Here is a 16,135-nt window from a genome sequence, read left to right as displayed (position 1 = left end):
CGGCCCCTCCCCGCTATAGGCTGATCACCATGACGTACAGCGGAGAGGTCACCGTCGGCGGACCGGCCGACGTGCACGAGCTGAAAGACCTGATGATCACCAAGATCGCGGTCGGCCCGATGGACAACAACGCCTATCTGCTGCGCTGCCGGGCCACCGACGAGCAACTCCTGATCGACGCCGCCAACGAGGCACAGACCCTGCTCGGCATGATCGGTCACGACGGCATCGCGTCCGTCGTCACCACGCACCAGCACGGCGACCACTGGCAGGCGCTCGCCGAGGTCGTCTCCGCCACGGGTGCCCGTACGTACGCGGGCCGCGAGGACGCGTCCGGCATCCCGGTGCCCACCGACGTCCCGGTCGACGACGGTGACGTCATCAGGGTGGGGCGCGTCGAACTCACCGCGCGCCATCTCGTCGGGCACACCCCGGGCTCCATCGCCCTGGTCTACGACGACCCGCACGGCCACCCGCACGTCTTCACCGGCGACTGCCTCTTCCCGGGTGGCGTCGGCAACACGCGCAAGGACCCGAAGGCGTTCGCCAGTCTCATCCACGACGTCGAGACGAAGATCTTCGATGTACTGCCGGACGAGACGTGGGTGTACCCGGGGCACGGGAACGACACCACGCTGGGTGCGGAGCGGCCGCAACTACCGGAGTGGCACGCGCGCGGCTGGTGATCCGCCGGGCGCCCACCGGCTCGGGAAGCTCGGGTTCGGTTGTGGCCCAGGGTGCGTAGTGGTGGTCGCGCGGTTCCCCGCGCTCCTTCCGAAGCACGGCCGGCTCGAGAGGCGGGCGATTGCGCGCCCTGCGCACAACCGCGAGCGCGCCCGGCGCGCACTTCACAACGCGCGCCCCGTGTGAACGCTTCGCACACTCCGGACGCGCGTGCGCGCTCCCGAGGGACGCTGTCACGCAGTCAACTGGTAGCAGCCCCGCACAGGATGACGGCTCCTGCGCGGTATGGGCCGCCGGCCTTCAACCCCGCCCTCGGTCGGCGGCCCAGGCCATGACCTGCTCCCGCGCGCAGCGTTCACACGACCGCAACACCCGTTCCCAGTATGCGGACAGTTAGGGTCGTGACCTGGACAAACGCTGGGTTCGCTGCCAATCTCCGGCCCTGCACCCTGCCCCTCGCGCACTGCGCCGCGCGGTAGCCGCCGCCACCGTAGCCCTGCTCGCCACCGCTGTCGGCTGTGCACCGCAGCCCGAGGAGAAGGCGTCGGCCGGCCCGTCCGGGTCCGCCACGAAGAGCTGTGCCCGGGGCAAGTTGGCCACCAACACGTCCGGAAAGCTGACGATCGCGACGGACGAGCCCGCGTACGAGCCGTGGTTCAAGGACGACAAGCCCGCGAACGGCGAGGGCTTCGAGTCCGCTGTCGCCTACGCCGTGGCGAAGCGACTGGGCTACGACGGGAGCGCGGTGGTCTGGCAGAGCGTGCCCTTCAACAAGGCGTTCGCGCCGGGCGTGAAGACCTTCGACTTCGACATCAACCAGGTGTCGATCAGCGACGAGCGCAGGAAGGCCGTGGACTTCTCCTCCGGCTACTACGACGTGCGCCAGGCCGTCATCGCGCTCAAGGGCGGCAAGGCCGCCAAGGCGACCGGCATCGCGGACCTGAAGAACCTCAAGCTGGGCGCCCAGGTGGGCACCACCAGCCTCGACTACATCACCAACGTGGTGAAGCCCAAGCGGCAGGCCGCCGTGTACGCCAAGAACGACCAGGCCAAGTCCGCGCTGAAGAACGGTCAGGTCGACGCCGTCGTCACCGATCTGCCGACCGCGTTCTACATCACCGCGGCCGAGGTGACGAACGCGAAGATCGTTGGCCAGTTCGAGAACCAGGGCGGCACGCCCGAGCAGTTCGGCCTCGTGCTCGACAAGGGCAGCGCGCTGACCTCGTGCGTGACCGACGCCGTCGACGCCCTTCGCAAGGATGGCACACTGGCGAAGATCGAGCAGCAGTGGCTGTCCGACGCGGTCGACGCACCGGTGCTCAAGTGACGGTCACCAAGGGCGAGTCCGCCCGGGAGGGGGCGGACGGCAAGGGTGACATGACCGGCGGCGCCGGGGACGCGGCCCCCGGCGCCGGTGACGGCTACGTGCCCTCCGAGCGGCGGCTGGAACGCGAGCGCTACAGGAGGGCGCGCGCCCGCCGCGCTGCGGCCATCGCGGCGCTCTCGACCCTGGTCACGGCCGCCGTGCTCTACCTGGTCGTCGTCAACGCGCCGGGCTGGCCGCGCACCAAGGAGACGTTCTTCAGCGCGCAGTACGCGCGCGAGGCGTTCCCGAAGGTCCTCGAGGGGCTGTGGCTGAACGTCCGCCTGCTGTTCGTCTGCGGCGCGGCCGTGCTGGTCCTCGGCATGCTGATCGCGGTCGCCCGCACCCTGCGCGGCCCGGTGTTCTTCCCGCTGCGCGTGCTGGCGGCGGCGTACACCGACTTCTTCCGCGGCCTTCCGCTGATCATCAACTTGATGATCGTGGTCTTCGGCGTGCCCGCGCTGCGGCTGCAGGGCGTGACGGTCGACCCGGTGCTGTTGGGCGGTACGGCGCTGACCCTGACGTACTCCGCGTACGTGGCCGAGGTGTTCCGGGCCGGCATCGAGTCCGTCCACCCCTCCCAGCGCGCCGCGGCCCGCTCGCTGGGCCTGAGCAACCGGCAGGCCCTGCGCCACGTCGTGCTGCCCCAGGCGGTGCGCCGTCAGGTGCCGCCGCTGCTCAACGATCTGGTGTCGCTGCAGAAGGACACCGGTCTGGTGTCGATCGGCGGTGCCGTGGACGCCGTACGGGCGGCCGACATCATCGTGGGCCGCAGCCTCAACTACACGCCGTACATCGTGGCGGGCCTGGTGTTCGTGGCGCTGACCATCCCGATGACCCGCTTCACGGACTGGGTGACCGCCAGGATGGACCGGCAGCGGGCCCAGGGAGGATCGATATGAGTACGGCACCCCACAACGGCTCGCCCGTGCTGCGGATGGAGTCCGTCCGCAAGACCTTCGGGGGCTCGGTCGTGCTGCGGGACGTCGACCTGGAGGTCGCCCCGCACACCGTGACCGCGCTGATCGGCGCCTCGGGCTCGGGCAAGTCCACGCTGCTGCGGTGTGCCAACCTCCTGGAGGACATCGACGACGGCGCGATCTGGCTGGACGGCGAGGAGATCACCGACCCGCGCGCCGACCAGGACGCGGTGCGGCGCCGTATCGGCGTCGTCTTCCAGGCCTACAACCTCTTCCCGCACATGACCGTGCTGGACAACATCACGCTCGCCCCGCGCCGGGTGCACGGCGTCTCCCGCGCGGAGGCCGAGGAGCGGGCCAGGGCGCTCCTGGAGCGCCTCGGTCTCGCCGGCAAGGCGGACGCGTACCCGGACCGGCTCAGCGGCGGTCAGCAGCAGCGTGTGGCCATTGTGCGGGCCCTCGCCGTGCGACCGCGGCTGCTGCTGCTCGACGAGATCACCGCCGCGCTCGACCCCGAACTCGTGGGCGAGGTGCTGACCGTGGTCCGTGACCTCAAGGAGGAGGGCATGACCATGGTGCTGGCGACGCACGAGATGGGCTTCGCCCGGGACGTCGCCGACCAGGTTTGTTTTCTGGACGGAGGGGTGGTGCTGGAGCACGGCACCGCCGAGCAGGTCTTCGGCGATCCGCAGCAGGAGCGCACGCGGCGCTTCCTGCGGCGGATCGTCGAGGCGGGCCGGCTGTAGCTACGCGTCGGCCTGCGCCGCCCCCGCCAGGGCGGCGACCCGCTCCACACCGAACACGTAGCCCTGCACGCCGCAGCCCGCGATCACACCGTCGGCGCGCAGCGAGACGTAACTGTGGTGCCGGAACGACTCGCGCCGGTGGATGTTGGAGATGTGCACCTCGAGGACGGGCATGCCGTCACAGGTGTTGAGTGCGTCCAGAATCGCGACCGAAGTGTGGGAGTAGGCGCCGGGGTTGATGACGATCCCGCAGTGGCTGAGCCGTGCCTCGTGGATCCAGTCGACCAGCTCGCCCTCGTGGTTGGACTGCCGGAAGTCCACCGTGCCGCCGTGCGCGGCCGCCGCCTTGGCGCACATCGCCTCCACGTCGGCGAGCGTGTCCTTGCCGTAGATCTCGGGCTGGCGCTGACCGAGGAGATTCAGGTTGGGCCCGTTGAGGATCATGATCGGGGCGTTGGCCAGGGTGCGGGGCACGGTTCCTCCGGTCCGTTCGGGGCGGTGCGGTGACCACCGCCTTCTGCGACCGGTCTATCACGGAGCGCCGCGACGGAGAGGAGCCCGGTGTGCCGGTCAGGTCGGCGCACGCCGCGGCACGGTGATCACCTCCGCACGCCCCCGTAACCCGTGATCACGGCGGGTAGTTGACGCGGCATGCACGATGTACGGGCTGTAAGGGCCCCTTCCATGCCGCGGCTCGCGGCCGCCTCCCTCATCGGCACCGCGATCGAGTTCTACGACTTCTTCGTCTACGGGACCGCGGCGGCCCTGGTTCTGGGGCCGTTGTTCTTCCCCACGTTCTCGCCGGTGGCGGGGACGCTGGCGGCGTTCGGGACGTTCGGGGTGGGGTTCGTGGCCCGGCCGCTCGGCTCGGCGCTGTTCGGGCACCTCGGGGACCGGCGCGGACGGCGGCCGGTGCTCGTCGTCTCCCTGCTGCTGACCGGTGCCTCGACGGTGGCGGTCGGGTGCGTACCGACGTACGGATCCATCGGCATGGCCGCCCCCGTACTGCTGCTCCTCCTGCGCTTCCTGCAGGGGCTGGGGCTCGGTGGCGAGTGGGGCGGGGCGGTGCTGCTGACCGCCGAGCACGCGCCCGCCGGGCGGCGCGCCCTGTGGTCGAGCTTCCCTCAGGTGGGACCCTCGTTCGGATTCGTGCTCGCCAACGGGGTGATGCTCGCGCTGTCGGCGTCGCTGTCCGAGGCGGAGTTCGCGCGGTGGGGGTGGCGGGTGCCGTTCTGGGCTGCGGGTTTCCTGGCCCTGGCCGGACTGTGGCTGCGTTCGTCGCTCGCGGAGAGTCCGCGGTTCCTGGAGATCGACGACCACGCGCGCGTGCCGCTCATCGAGGTCGTACGGCACCACGGACGGCTGGTGCTGCTGACCGCCGGGGCCATGGCGGCTGGTTACGCGGTCTTCTACGCGGTGACGACGTGGTCGCTGGCGTATGCGACGGAACGGCTCGGGGTGAGCCGCACCGTCATGCTCACCTGCGTCATGGGCGCGGTGGTGGTGAAGGGAGCGCTCACGCCCCTCATGGCGCTGCTCGGCGACCGGTACGGGCGCCGCCCCATGTGCCTGGTGGGGTGTACGGCCTGCGCCGTGTGGATGCTGCCGATGGTCGCGCTGCTGGCGACCGGTGAGCCGCTGCTGATGTTCCTCGGCATCCTGGGCGCGCTGATCGCCTTCATCACCATGTTCGCGGTGATCGCCGCCTATCTGCCGGAGCTGTACGAGGCGCGGGTGCGCTGCACGGGGGCGGCGGTCGGCTACAACCTCGGCGGGGTGGTCGGGGGCGCGCTCACCCCGATCGTGGCGACGGCCCTGTCGGAGCACGGCGGCCGCGTGCCCTGGGGCGTGGGCGCGTATCTGACCGGGATCGCGCTGCTGAGCCTGGGTTGCTTCGCCCTGCTGCCGGAGACGCGGCCCGTGCCCGTGCCGGCGGCGGAGCCGGCCGCGGGCTGACGGGCCGGACCGGGCTACGGGTTGATCGCCAGCTCCAGATAGGCCGCGAACAGCACCAGGTGCACACCGCCCTGCAGAGGCGTGGCCCGGCCCGGTACCACCGTCAGGGAGCTGACCACCACGGTCAGCGCGAGCAGCAGCATGTCGGTGGGGCCGAGACCGAGGACGAGCGGCCCGGTCAGCCACACGGAGGCGAGGGCGACGGCCGGGATGGTCAGGCCGATGCTGGCCATCGCCGAGCCGAGTGCGAGGTTGAGGCTGGTCTGCACGCGGTCACGGCGGGCGGAGCGCAGCGCGGCGATCGTCTCGGGCAGCAGCACGAGCAGGGCGATGATCACACCGACGACCGCCTGGTTCAGACCGGCCGCCGCCACACCTGACTCGATGGTGGGTGACACCCCCTTCGCCAGGCCGACCACGCCGACGAGAGCGAGACCGAGCAGGCCGAGGCTGATCCGGGCGGTGCGCGCGGACGGGCGCGCGGCGTGGTCGTCCGCGGTGATGACCTCGCCCTGCCTGGTGATCGGCAGGAAGTAGTCGCGGTGCCGCACGGTCTGGGTGGCCACGAACAGGCCGTAGAGGATCAGTGAGGACAGCGCGGCGAACGTCAGCTGCAAAGAGGAGAACTCGGGGCCCGGCTTGCTGGTGGTGAAGGTCGGCAGCACCAGGCTGAGCGTGGCCAGGGTCGCCACGGTCGCCAGGGCGGCGCCGGTTCCCTCGGGGTTGAAGACCGCGGTGCCGTGCCGCAGGGAGGCAACCACGAGACAGATTCCGACGACACCGTTGCAGGTGATCATCACGGCGGCGAAGACGGTGTCCCGGGCGAGGGTGGAACTCTTGTCGCCTCCGTCGGCCATGAGGGTGACGATCAGGGCAACTTCGATGATCGTGACGGCGATGGCGAGTACCAGGGAGCCGAAGGGTTCCCCGACGCGGTGGGCGACCACCTCGGCGTGGTGCACCGCCGCGAGGACGGACCCCGCAAGGACCAGGGTCACGACCGCGACGACCGCGCCGGGCAGATGACGACCCCAGGTGAAGATCAACAGGACGACCGCGAGCACCGGCACGAGGAGCGTCCACTGCCCGGTGAGCGACCTGAGCCGATTGATCATGCCGCGATCGTGACATGTACCTACAGAATTCGCATTCCGTTCTTTTCGGATCCCTTCCCATCCTTTCCTGTGCGGGGCACCGGCACAGTCGCGGCCTGCACCCCGCAGTTCGTCACGTCCCGCGCCGTCAGGCGTCGACGCTGTCCTTGCTGCTCCGCGTCGCGTCGTCGCCACCGCTCCCGCCGCGCGCCGCCTCGACGGCCGCCTGCTTCCTGGAGGCCATCAGACTGGTGATCGTCGTGACGACGAGGACCACTCCGATCACGCCGAGCGAGACCGGGATGCTGATCTCGGGCACATGGACACCGGACTCGTGCAGCGCGTGCAGGACCAGCTTGACGCCGATGAAGCCGAGGATGATCGACAGGCCGTACGACAGGTGGACCAGTTTCTTCAGCAGTCCGCCGATGAGGAAGTACAGCTGACGCAGACCCATCAGGGCGAAGGCATTGGCCGTGAAGACGATGTACGGATCCTGGGTCAGGCCGAAGATCGCGGGGATGGAGTCGAGCGCGAACAGCACGTCCGTGGTGCCGATGGCGAGCATCACGACCAGCATCGGGGTCATGACCCGCTTGCCGTTCTGCTGGATCCACAGCTTGGTGCCGTGGTACCGGTCGGCCACGCCGAACCTGCGCTCCGCGGCCTTCAGCAGCCTGTTCTCCTCGTACTCCTCGTCTCCCTCATCGGCGCGGGCCTCCTGGATGAGCTTCCAGGCGGTCCAGATCAGGAAGGCGCCGAAGAGGTAGAACACCCAGGAGAAGCTGGCGATGATCGCGGCTCCGGCCGCGATGAAGGCGGCCCGCAGGACCAGGGCTATGAGGACACCGACGAGCAGGACCCGCTGCTGGTACTGGGTGGGCACCGCGAACTTCGCCATGATCAGCACGAAGACGAAGAGGTTGTCGACGCTCAGCGACTTCTCGGTGATGAAGCCCGCGAAGAACTCGCCGGCCGGCTGACCGCCGCCGAAAACGAGCAGACCGAGGCCGAAGAGGCCGGCCAGGGTGATCCAGACGACGGTCCAGATGCCGGCTTCCTTGATCGACACGTCATGGGGCTTGCGTCCGATGAAGAAGTCGGCCGCGATCAGGGCGGCGAGACCCGCGATGGTCAGGACCCACAGGGTCATGGAGACTTCCACTGCACCTCCGGCATTACGTCATGGCGAGCACATTCGCCGTTGTCATTGCCGGAGGTCTCTTCCACCCGCGATGGGCCGACGCCCCGGGATCGTCATCGATCCGTACTGACGGGTGCGCCGCAGTCAGGGAGTACTCCCCTCCGTACGGAGGACAGTACCCCAATCACCAAGGAAAGGTAAAGTTATCAGTAAAGGGGGAACAAATTTGCCTGCTCAGACAGCCTTTACCTACCCTTGGTGCGGGCCTGTGTCACCTCAGTGAGCACCTGCTGGAGGATCCCGCTGCCCGGTGGAACAAGCGCGGGCTCGAACGTCCAGGCGTGGCCGACCCAGGGATCGGCCAGGTGGTCGTCCGGCACGGGCGTGAGTCGCATGAGCGAACGCCACAGCGGGTCCAGCAACGGGCCGTAGGCATCGGCGTCCTCCCGGTCCGCGACCATCAGCAGGTGGACTCCGACGGCCGGGCCCTCGTCGGCGAGATAGCGCAGCTGGGTCACGGCCCGGTCGTCGAAGCCGTGCGGGAAGTCGTTGACGATCAGCAGCTGCTGGGCGGTGTCGACGTCGGGTGGCAGTGATGCGGCCGCGCCGCCGCGGACCGCCATCTGTGTCAGGTCGACTCGCCGGGTGAGCCTGTCCAGGACCTCCGCCACGCCCGCCGCGCCGCTCGCGAGCGGCATCGCCACAGCCCCGGTCCGTGTCAGCGGCGACAGTGCCCCGGCCCCGGCCGGGTCGACGACGTGCACGCCGAACTCCCCCGCCGGGTGGACGGCGAGCAGCCGGGCCGCGAGCGCCACCGCGGCCTCCATGGCGAGCGCTCGTGTCACGGCGGAGTCCAGGTCGGTGCCCTCCGCTCCTTCCACGGGGCCGCTGTCGATCCACAGCCCCCGCTCCAGCGGCAGCCTGACCAGCAGCGGGATGCGCAGCAAACCGCTCTCCGGGAGGTGAAGATCGCCGAGCCTGAGGGCCATCGGCGGCTCGGCCGGCACGCGGTAGCCGTGCCAGACGGGGTTGTCCCAGCCGGCGTAGGCCGGTGGGAGCGCGGGCTCGACGACCTCGGACTCGGCGGTGAGCTGGGCGAGGTCGCGGTCGAGGGCGGTCCGTGCCTGGTCGACGAGCCGGGTGTGCCGGGCCTGGGCCGCCTCGCGCCCGGCGTCGCCCGCCGTCCCGAGCCGGCTGCGCGGATCGGCCAGCACCTGGTCGAGTTCCTTCTCCAGGCGGGATTCCGCGAAATCGACGGCGCTGCGGTAGGCGGCCGTTGTCCGGGCGAGGTCCTCGAACATGCCCCAGACCTGGTTGTACAACCGCTCCTCCATCGACCAGCCGACCGCGTCGCCCGCCACCGGCGGGGCGGGCTGCCCGTCCGGGACGGGCGACGCCGTGGACGGTGCCGGGGCGGTGTGGTTACGGCGGTCGGGGTGGCTGTAGTCGATCGGCCCGGCGGGTGTCCGCACGTCCTGCGGATCCTGAAGGTCGTACGACGAGGTCCGCTGATGTGCCGACGGGCCGGAGGCCTCCCGCGTCCGAGGCACCGGTACCGCACGGGCGAGGCTTCGGACCACCGCCTCCTGGATGCCCGCCGCGAGTTCCTCGGCCTGGGACAGGCCCTGGTCGGCGAGGAGGGCGGCCAGGCCGCGGGCGTAGCCCTGGCCCACCGCGCGTACCTTCCAGGCGCCCTGCCTGCGGTACAACTCCAACGCGACGACGGCGGACTCGGCGTCCAGGCCGGTGAGCGTGAAGCGCACGATCTCGGTGCCGTCGAGGTCGACGACCGCCGTCCGCGGGGCGTCGGTCGCGCCGAACCGGAGGACGCCTCCCGCCTGTGCGGGCAGGGCCAGCAGCACGGTGACGCGATGGACCGCCTCGGGCAGAGCATCGAGGTCGACGGCCAGCCGATGGTCGGCGGCGGCCTGCCCGGAGACCTCGATTCCGGGCAGCGTGGGGGCGCCGGGGTGGGCGAGCCACTGGGCGCCGTGCACGGTGCCGTGCTCGTCGCCGAGCGCGGCTGCTGCCAGGACCGGCACTCCGGCGGAGATACGGATCTCCAGCCGGACCTGGGACAGCGGGTGGTTCTGACCCCGCACCAGCTCGGCCGTCATCGCCGTCGCCCCCCTGTGTCGTGTTGTCTTGCGCGCTGCTCCGGGTGAGCGGGCGTCCTACAGGTACGGCAGGATGGCCGGCATCAGGTCCTGGAAGGTGCGGCCCCTGGCCGGCTCGCCCAGGGCGGTCATCGTCCAGCCGGAGCCCACGCGGTGCACCTTGGCCATGATCTGGGCGGTGTACTCGCCGCCGCCCGCGAGCGTGTAGCGGGCGAGCTCCTGGCCGTTGGTCTCGTCGACGAGGCGGCAGAACGCGTTCTGCACCTCCTGGAAGGTCTGTCCCGTGAAGGAGTTCACGGTGAAGACGATCTGGTCGACGTGGACCGGGACGCGCTGCAGGTCGACCAGGATGGCCTCGTCGTCCCCGCCCTGGCCGGCACCGCCGACGAGGTTGTCACCGGTGTGGCGCACGGAGCCGTCGTCGCTCACCAGATGGCGGAAGAAGACGACGTCGACCGGCTGCTTCTCGGCGAAGAGGACCGCCGAGGCGTCCAGGTCGATCTCGCGCGTGCGCGAGCCGAACAGGCCCCGCCGCTTCGCCGCCTGCCAGCCGAGACCCATGCGGACCGCGGTCAGGGTGGCGCCGTCCTTCTTCTCCAGGCTGATGGCCTGACCCTTGGACAGATTGACGGTCACGGCTGATTCCCCTCTCGGTGTTCCCCTGTTGCCGCACAGCGCGCGGTTGTCCAGAACCCTACGCAGGGGCGTCGACAGTGCCGAACCCCGGCCCGCGGTTTGTGTCGGTGTTGCAACACAGGGCGCATTTGCCGAGGTCCGGCAGGGTCGTGAGGGTCAGGCGAGGCCCGCCTCCCGCATCTGGCGCAGCTCCTTCTTCATCTCGGAGACCTCGTCGCGCAGCCGGGCGGCGATCTCGAACTGCAGCTCGGCCGCGGCGGCGCGCATACGCTCCGTCATCTCCTCGATCTGCTCGGCGAGTTCGGCGGCCGGGCGGTCCGTGGGCACCGCGGCTGCCGCCTTGCCCTTGGCGCTCTTGCCGGCCTTCGCCCCCTTGGCACTCTTGGCGGCTTTGTCGCCCAGCGCGGGTACGGGTGCCTTGGCGCCCTTGCCGTCCTTCAGGCTGCGGTAGCCGGTGCCGAGCAGCTGTTCGGTGTCGACCTCCTCGCGGGCGATCTGCGCCACGATGTCGTTGATCTTCTTGCGCAGCGGCTGCGGATCGATGCCGTTGGCCTTGTTGTAGGCGACCTGCTTCTCCCGGCGGCGGTTGGTCTCCTCGATGGCCTTCTCCATCGCCGGGGTGATCTTGTCGGCGTACATGTGGACCTGTCCGGAGACGTTGCGCGCCGCGCGGCCGATTGTCTGGATCAGCGAGGTCCCGGAGCGCAGGAAGCCCTCCTTGTCGGCGTCGAGGATGGCCACCAGGGACACCTCGGGCAGGTCGAGGCCCTCGCGCAGGAGGTTGATGCCGACGAGGACGTCGAACTCGCCGGAGCGCAGCTCGCGCAGCAGCTCGACGCGGCGCAGGGTGTCGACGTCGCTGTGCAGATAGCGCACCTGGATGCCGAGTTCCAGGAAGTAGTCGGTGAGGTCCTCGGCCATCTTCTTGGTGAGCGTGGTGACCAGGACGCGCTCGTCCTTCTCCGTGCGCTTGCGGATCTCGTGGACCAGGTCGTCGATCTGGCCCTCGGTGGGCTTGACCACGACCTCCGGGTCGACGAGGCCCGTCGGGCGGATGATCTGCTCCACGACACCGTCGCCGCGGGACAGCTCGTAGGTGCCGGGGGTCGCCGACAGGTAGACGGCCTGGCCGATGCGCTCCTGGAACTCCTCCCACTTCAGCGGGCGGTTGTCCAGCGCGGAGGGCAGCCGGAAGCCGTGGTCGACGAGCGTGCGCTTGCGGGAGGCGTCACCCTCGTACATGGCGCCGATCTGCGGGACCGTGACGTGTGACTCGTCGATGACGAGCAGGAAGTCGTCCGGGAAGTAGTCCAGCAAGGTGTTGGGCGGGGAGCCGGGCGAGCGGCCGTCGAAGTGCATCGAGTAGTTCTCCACGCCCGAGCAGGCGCCGATCTGGCGGAGCATCTCGAGGTCGTACGTGGTGCGCATCCGCAGGCGCTGGGCCTCCAGCAGCTTGCCCTGCTTCTCCAGCTCGGCCAGCCGCTCCCCCAGCTCTTTCTCGATGTCGTTGACGGCCCGCTCCATGCGCTCGGGACCCGCGACGTAGTGGGATGCGGGGAAGACGTACAGCTGCTGGTCGTCGCTGATGATCTCGCCGGTGATCGGGTGGAGCGTGGACAGCGCCTCGATCTCGTCACCGAACATCTCGATGCGGACGGCCAGCTCCTCGTAGACCGGGAAGATCTCGATGGTGTCACCCCGGACCCGGAAGGTGCCGCGGCTGAAGGCCACGTCGTTGCGCGTGTACTGGATGTCGACGAAGCGGCGCAGCAGCTCGTCGCGGTCGATCTCGTCGCCGACCCTGAGGGGGACCATCCGGTCCACGTACTCCTGAGGGGTACCGAGGCCGTAGATGCAGGACACCGAGGCGACCACGACGACGTCGCGGCGGGTGAGCAGCGAGTTCGTCGCCGAGTGACGCAGCCGCTCGACCTCCTCGTTGATCGAGGAGTCCTTCTCGATGTACGTGTCCGACTGCGGGACGTACGCCTCGGGCTGGTAGTAGTCGTAGTACGAGACGAAGTACTCGACCGCGTTGTTCGGCAGGAGCTCGCGGAACTCGTTGGCCAGCTGAGCGGCCAGCGTCTTGTTCGGCGCCATCACGAGGGTGGGGCGCTGGAGCTGCTCGATCATCCACGCGGTGGTGGCGGACTTGCCGGTGCCGGTCGCGCCCAGCAGGACGACGTCCTTCTCGCCGGCCTTGATGCGCTTGGTCAGGTCGGCGATGGCCGTCGGCTGGTCGCCGCTGGGCTGGTAGGAGCTGACGACCTCGAAGGGCGCCACCGTGCGTTCGATGTGGGAAACGGGCCGCATGCAGTCCACCGTACGACCCCGCACTGACAACGGGTCCCGATCAGCGGTTCTGCGGGGTGCGGGAGCCGTGGTGATCCGGGTGGCGGACCGGCCGGCGACCGGGGTGGAGCGGCGGGTGCCGGTCCTGGTGCGAGGCGACGGCGGCGGCCGGGACACCCGGCTTGTCCTCGACGGGGGCCCTGGTCGGCCTGCCCATCACCATCAGCGGGTCGACGACCACGACGACGCCGGCGAGGAGCAGGAAGGCGAGCGGGCCGATCAGCATCGGCGCGAGCGCCGAGGCCGTCGAGCCGCTCGTGACGCCGTCGGAGGTGCCGTGGAGGTGGACGTCGAGGGCGGCCATGCCGGTGTAGTGCATGCCGCTGACGGCGAGGCCCATCACGAGGCTCGCCCCCACGCTCCACAGGAAACCCCGGACGCGTCCGGCGGCCCACAGGGCGGCCGTGGCGGCCACGACGGCTATGACGACGGAGGCGGCGACGGTGAGGGTGTTGTACGAGAACCGGCCGTCGAAGTGCATGCCCGCCATGCCGAGGTAGTGCATCGACGCAACGCCCAGACCGGTGATCGTGCCGCCGGTGAACAGGGCGGTACCGGTGGCGCCCCGGTAGCCGACCATGAAGATCCCGACGCCGACCATGACGATGGCGACGCCGAGGCTCGCGAAGGTCATCGGCTGGTCGTAGTGGATCGGCGTCTCCTTGATGGAGAAGCCCATCATGGCGACGAAGTGCATGGTCCAGATGCCGGAGCCGATCGCGGCCGAGCCGAGGGCGAGCCAGGCGGGCCGTCTGGAGTGCGTGACCAGCAGAGAACGGGTGGTACAGCGCAGGCCCAGGGCGCCACCGAGGCAGGCCATCAGATAGGCCGCCAACGGGGTGACGACCCCGTAGCTGAATCCGTCGACCGTGCCCTGCATGCGCGGCTGCCCTTCCGCCTTTTGCGTCCCGGAATACCCGAAATGTGCCCCCGTCCCAGGACCGCGGCGGCGGTTCAGGGTTGACGCAGAGAGTATGACCCCCACCGGAATGGTCGAACGATTTTCCGGCAAAGAAACACGGCCTTGCCGCACTTGTGCGGCATCGGTGAGCGGACTCGCACGCCACCGTTCATCGTGTGGCCGTCCTGCGCCCAGGTGCCGTTGACTCTCTGCTGTCAAGCTGCTGTTGCTGTCGGTATTCGCACGACGCGAGGAGTCCGCATGTACGCGCGCGCAGTCGCCGCCACGACCACCGCGATCCTGGGGACGGCAGCCCTGCTGAGCCCCACCTCCGACGCCCGGGCGGGCGAGGTGGGCCGGCCCACGGTGGTCGCCCACCGTGGCGCCTCCGCCTACGCACCCGAGAACACGCTGGCCTCCATCGACGAGGCCGCGAAACTGGGCTTCACATGGGTGGAGAACGACGTGCAGCGCACCAAGGACGGCGAACTGGTCGTCATCCACGACGACAGCCTGCGGCGTACGACCGACGTCGAGGACGTCTTCCCGGACCGCGCGCCCTGGAAGGTGAAGGACTTCACCGCCGCCGAGATCGCCCGGCTGGACGCCGGCAGCTGGTTCTCCCCGGCGTACGCGGGCACGCGCGTGCCGAGCCTGGAGCAGTACATGCGCCGGGTCGAGCACAACCACGAGAAACTGCTGCTGGAGATCAAGAACCCGGAGCTGTACCCCGGCATCGAGCAGCAGACCCTGAAGCTGCTCGACAGCGAGGGCTGGCTGGACCGGCAGCACCGCGAGCGGCTCATCGTGCAGAGCTTCAGCGCGGACACCGTGCGGACCGTGCACGAACTGAAGCCGGCTCTCACCACCGCCTACCTCGGCAGGCCGCGGATCGGTCAGCTGGAGCAGTACGCGCGCTTCACCGATCTGATCAATCCCTCGTACGGGTCGATCTCCAGCGGCTACGTCTCCGCCGTGCACGCCTTCACCGGACCGCACGGCAGGACGCTGGGCGTCTTCGCCTGGACCGTGGACGACGCGGCCTCCGCCTGGAAGGTCGCGGGCTACGGGGTCGACGGGCTGATCAGCAACAAGCCCGACGAGGTCAGCGCGGCGCTGGGCATGGACTGAGCCGGGACCGCTGTGCGGCGGGCGTTGTCGGTGGCGGGCCGTACGGTGGGCGCATGGACAGCCATGGGCAGGACGAGCAGCGGGTGGTGTGGGCCGCCGTGGGCACCGGCATCGGCCCGCTGATGCTGGCGGCGACCCGCGAGGGACTGGTCAACGTCGTCTTCCACGCCTCGGACGCGGTGCGCGAGCGGGCCCTGGAGCGGCTGGCGGCCCGGCTGGGCACCGAGCCCGTCGAGGACCCGGACTCACCGCTGCTCGCCGAGGCGATACGGCAGGTGGAGGCCTACTTCGCGGGCGAGCGCCACGATTTCGACCTGCCCCTGGACTGGTCGCTGATCTCGGGCTTCAACCGGCAGGTGCTGCGCGAGCTGGCATCCGGCGTCCCGTACGGGACGGTGGTGGGGTACGGCGATCTGGCCGGGCGGGTCGGGCAGCCGGGCGGGGCGCAGGCGGTGGGCGCGGCGATGGGTGCCAATCCGCTGCCGGTCGTCGTGCCGTGCCACCGGGTGGTGGAGAGCGACGGTGGCATCGGCGGCTTCGGGGGTGGTCTGGAGACCAAGCGGAAGCTGCTCGCCCTGGAGGGCGTGCTGCCCGAGCCGCTGTTCTGACCGTCCGAGGCGCGGCTACGCGTAGTGCCGGGCCTCGAACACGTTGCCGTCGGGGTCCCGGAAGTAGAAGTTGCGCCTGGCCTTGCCGCGGGCCCCGAACGAGTCGTACCCGATGTCGCTCACGGGGACGTCGTGGGCGGCCAGGCGGGCCCGCAGGGCGTCGAAGCCGGCAGATGTCAGGGACAGGCAGACGTGGTTGACGGGGTGGCCCGCGCTGTCGGCGGCGCCGGGGAGCATGTTCATGTGTTCCACGAGGCTGCGCGGCGCGAGGTCCAGGATGGTCTCCTCGTTGACCCGCACGGAGGGAAACGACACCTCGCGCTCGGCGTACTCGGCGACCCTCAGCGGCTCGAGGCCGACGGCGTCCTGGTAGAAGCGGGCCGCCCCGACCGGGTCGGCCACCCACAGGACGACATGGTCGAGACGGGTGGTGTGGTCAGTCATGCGGTCCAGGCTGGTGGCGTCCCCCACAGACGGCAAGCG

At 70.0% G+C, this 16,135-nt stretch carries 15 protein-coding genes; 7 read left to right on the top strand and 8 right to left on the bottom strand.

Annotation, left to right across the window (positions count from 1 at the left end):
• Positions 1-29 precede the first annotated feature (29 nt).
• The 4 genes from AC07CM_RS20725 (at position 30) to AC07CM_RS20710 (ending at position 3,713) form a co-directional block, all read left to right on the top strand.
• Complete coding sequence (locus AC07CM_RS20725; RefSeq protein ID WP_478877876.1) at positions 30-686, top strand: MBL fold metallo-hydrolase; 657 nt, start codon at positions 30-32, stop codon at positions 684-686.
• Between the two features lie 440 nt (positions 687-1,126).
• Positions 1,127-2,011, top strand: a complete 885-nt coding sequence (locus AC07CM_RS20720) for an ABC transporter substrate-binding protein (RefSeq protein WP_478878062.1) — start codon at positions 1,127-1,129, stop codon at positions 2,009-2,011.
• Positions 2,008-2,949: an amino acid ABC transporter permease gene (locus AC07CM_RS20715; RefSeq protein WP_478877875.1), complete on the top strand. Its 942-nt coding sequence runs from the start codon at positions 2,008-2,010 to the stop codon at positions 2,947-2,949. Before AC07CM_RS20720 ends, AC07CM_RS20715 begins: the two co-directional genes overlap by 4 nt.
• A complete protein-coding gene (locus AC07CM_RS20710) occupies positions 2,946-3,713 on the top strand; it encodes an amino acid ABC transporter ATP-binding protein (protein WP_478877874.1) in 768 nt (255 codons plus the stop codon). The genes AC07CM_RS20715 and AC07CM_RS20710 overlap by 4 nt, the downstream gene beginning before the upstream one ends.
• Here AC07CM_RS20710 and aroQ read toward each other — a convergent pair whose 3' ends face one another.
• Positions 3,714-4,187 (bottom strand): type II 3-dehydroquinate dehydratase, encoded by a 474-nt coding sequence (gene aroQ, locus AC07CM_RS20705; protein WP_478877873.1) that lies wholly within the window; start codon positions 4,185-4,187, stop codon positions 3,714-3,716. It abuts the gene before it with no gap.
• A gap of 210 nt (positions 4,188-4,397) precedes the next feature.
• On the opposite strand from aroQ, the gene AC07CM_RS20700 reads away from it, so the two are divergent.
• Entirely contained in the window at positions 4,398-5,669 is a 1,272-nt protein-coding gene (locus AC07CM_RS20700) for an MFS transporter (RefSeq protein ID WP_478877872.1), read from the top strand.
• A gap of 14 nt (positions 5,670-5,683) precedes the next feature.
• On the opposite strand, the gene AC07CM_RS20695 is transcribed toward AC07CM_RS20700, so the two are convergent.
• The 6 genes from AC07CM_RS20695 to AC07CM_RS20670 form a co-directional block, all read right to left on the bottom strand.
• Complete coding sequence (locus AC07CM_RS20695) at positions 5,684-6,784, bottom strand: calcium:cation antiporter (protein WP_478877871.1); 1,101 nt, start codon at positions 6,782-6,784, stop codon at positions 5,684-5,686.
• Between the two features lie 127 nt (positions 6,785-6,911).
• On the bottom strand, positions 6,912-7,928 hold the full coding sequence (locus AC07CM_RS20690; protein WP_478877870.1) for a TerC/Alx family metal homeostasis membrane protein: 1,017 nt from the start codon (positions 7,926-7,928) through the stop codon (positions 6,912-6,914).
• Between the two features lie 224 nt (positions 7,929-8,152).
• Positions 8,153-10,024 (bottom strand): TerD family protein, encoded by a 1,872-nt coding sequence (locus AC07CM_RS20685; RefSeq protein ID WP_478877869.1) that lies wholly within the window; start codon positions 10,022-10,024, stop codon positions 8,153-8,155.
• A 57-nt stretch (positions 10,025-10,081) separates the two neighbouring features.
• A complete protein-coding gene (locus AC07CM_RS20680) occupies positions 10,082-10,660 on the bottom strand; it encodes a TerD family protein (protein ID WP_478877868.1) in 579 nt (192 codons plus the stop codon).
• Between the two features lie 156 nt (positions 10,661-10,816).
• On the bottom strand, positions 10,817-12,973 hold the full coding sequence (gene uvrB, locus AC07CM_RS20675) for an excinuclease ABC subunit UvrB (protein ID WP_478877867.1): 2,157 nt from the start codon (positions 12,971-12,973) through the stop codon (positions 10,817-10,819).
• A gap of 40 nt (positions 12,974-13,013) precedes the next feature.
• Positions 13,014-13,892 (bottom strand): MHYT domain-containing protein, encoded by an 879-nt coding sequence (locus tag AC07CM_RS20670; RefSeq protein WP_478877866.1) that lies wholly within the window; start codon positions 13,890-13,892, stop codon positions 13,014-13,016.
• A gap of 282 nt (positions 13,893-14,174) precedes the next feature.
• On the opposite strand from AC07CM_RS20670, the gene AC07CM_RS20665 reads away from it, so the two are divergent.
• Together AC07CM_RS20665 and AC07CM_RS20660 are read left to right on the top strand one after the other, a co-directional pair.
• Complete coding sequence (locus AC07CM_RS20665) at positions 14,175-15,044, top strand: glycerophosphodiester phosphodiesterase (protein ID WP_478877865.1); 870 nt, start codon at positions 14,175-14,177, stop codon at positions 15,042-15,044.
• Positions 15,045-15,097: 53 nt separating this feature from the next.
• Positions 15,098-15,652 carry a methylated-DNA--[protein]-cysteine S-methyltransferase gene (locus AC07CM_RS20660; RefSeq protein WP_478877864.1) on the top strand — a complete coding sequence of 185 codons (555 nt, stop codon included), beginning with the start codon at positions 15,098-15,100 and terminating at the stop codon, positions 15,650-15,652.
• Between the two features lie 15 nt (positions 15,653-15,667).
• On the opposite strand, the gene AC07CM_RS20655 is transcribed toward AC07CM_RS20660, so the two are convergent.
• Positions 15,668-16,096, bottom strand: coding sequence for a VOC family protein (locus AC07CM_RS20655; RefSeq protein ID WP_478877863.1), 429 nt, complete (start codon positions 16,094-16,096; stop codon positions 15,668-15,670).
• Positions 16,097-16,135: the final 39 nt, after the last annotated feature.

The sequence above is a fragment of the Streptomyces sp. NPDC044061 genome, assembly GCF_056434305.1.
Note: the sequence above shows the minus strand (reverse complement) of the source record. Positions and strands in the feature narration are given on the sequence as shown.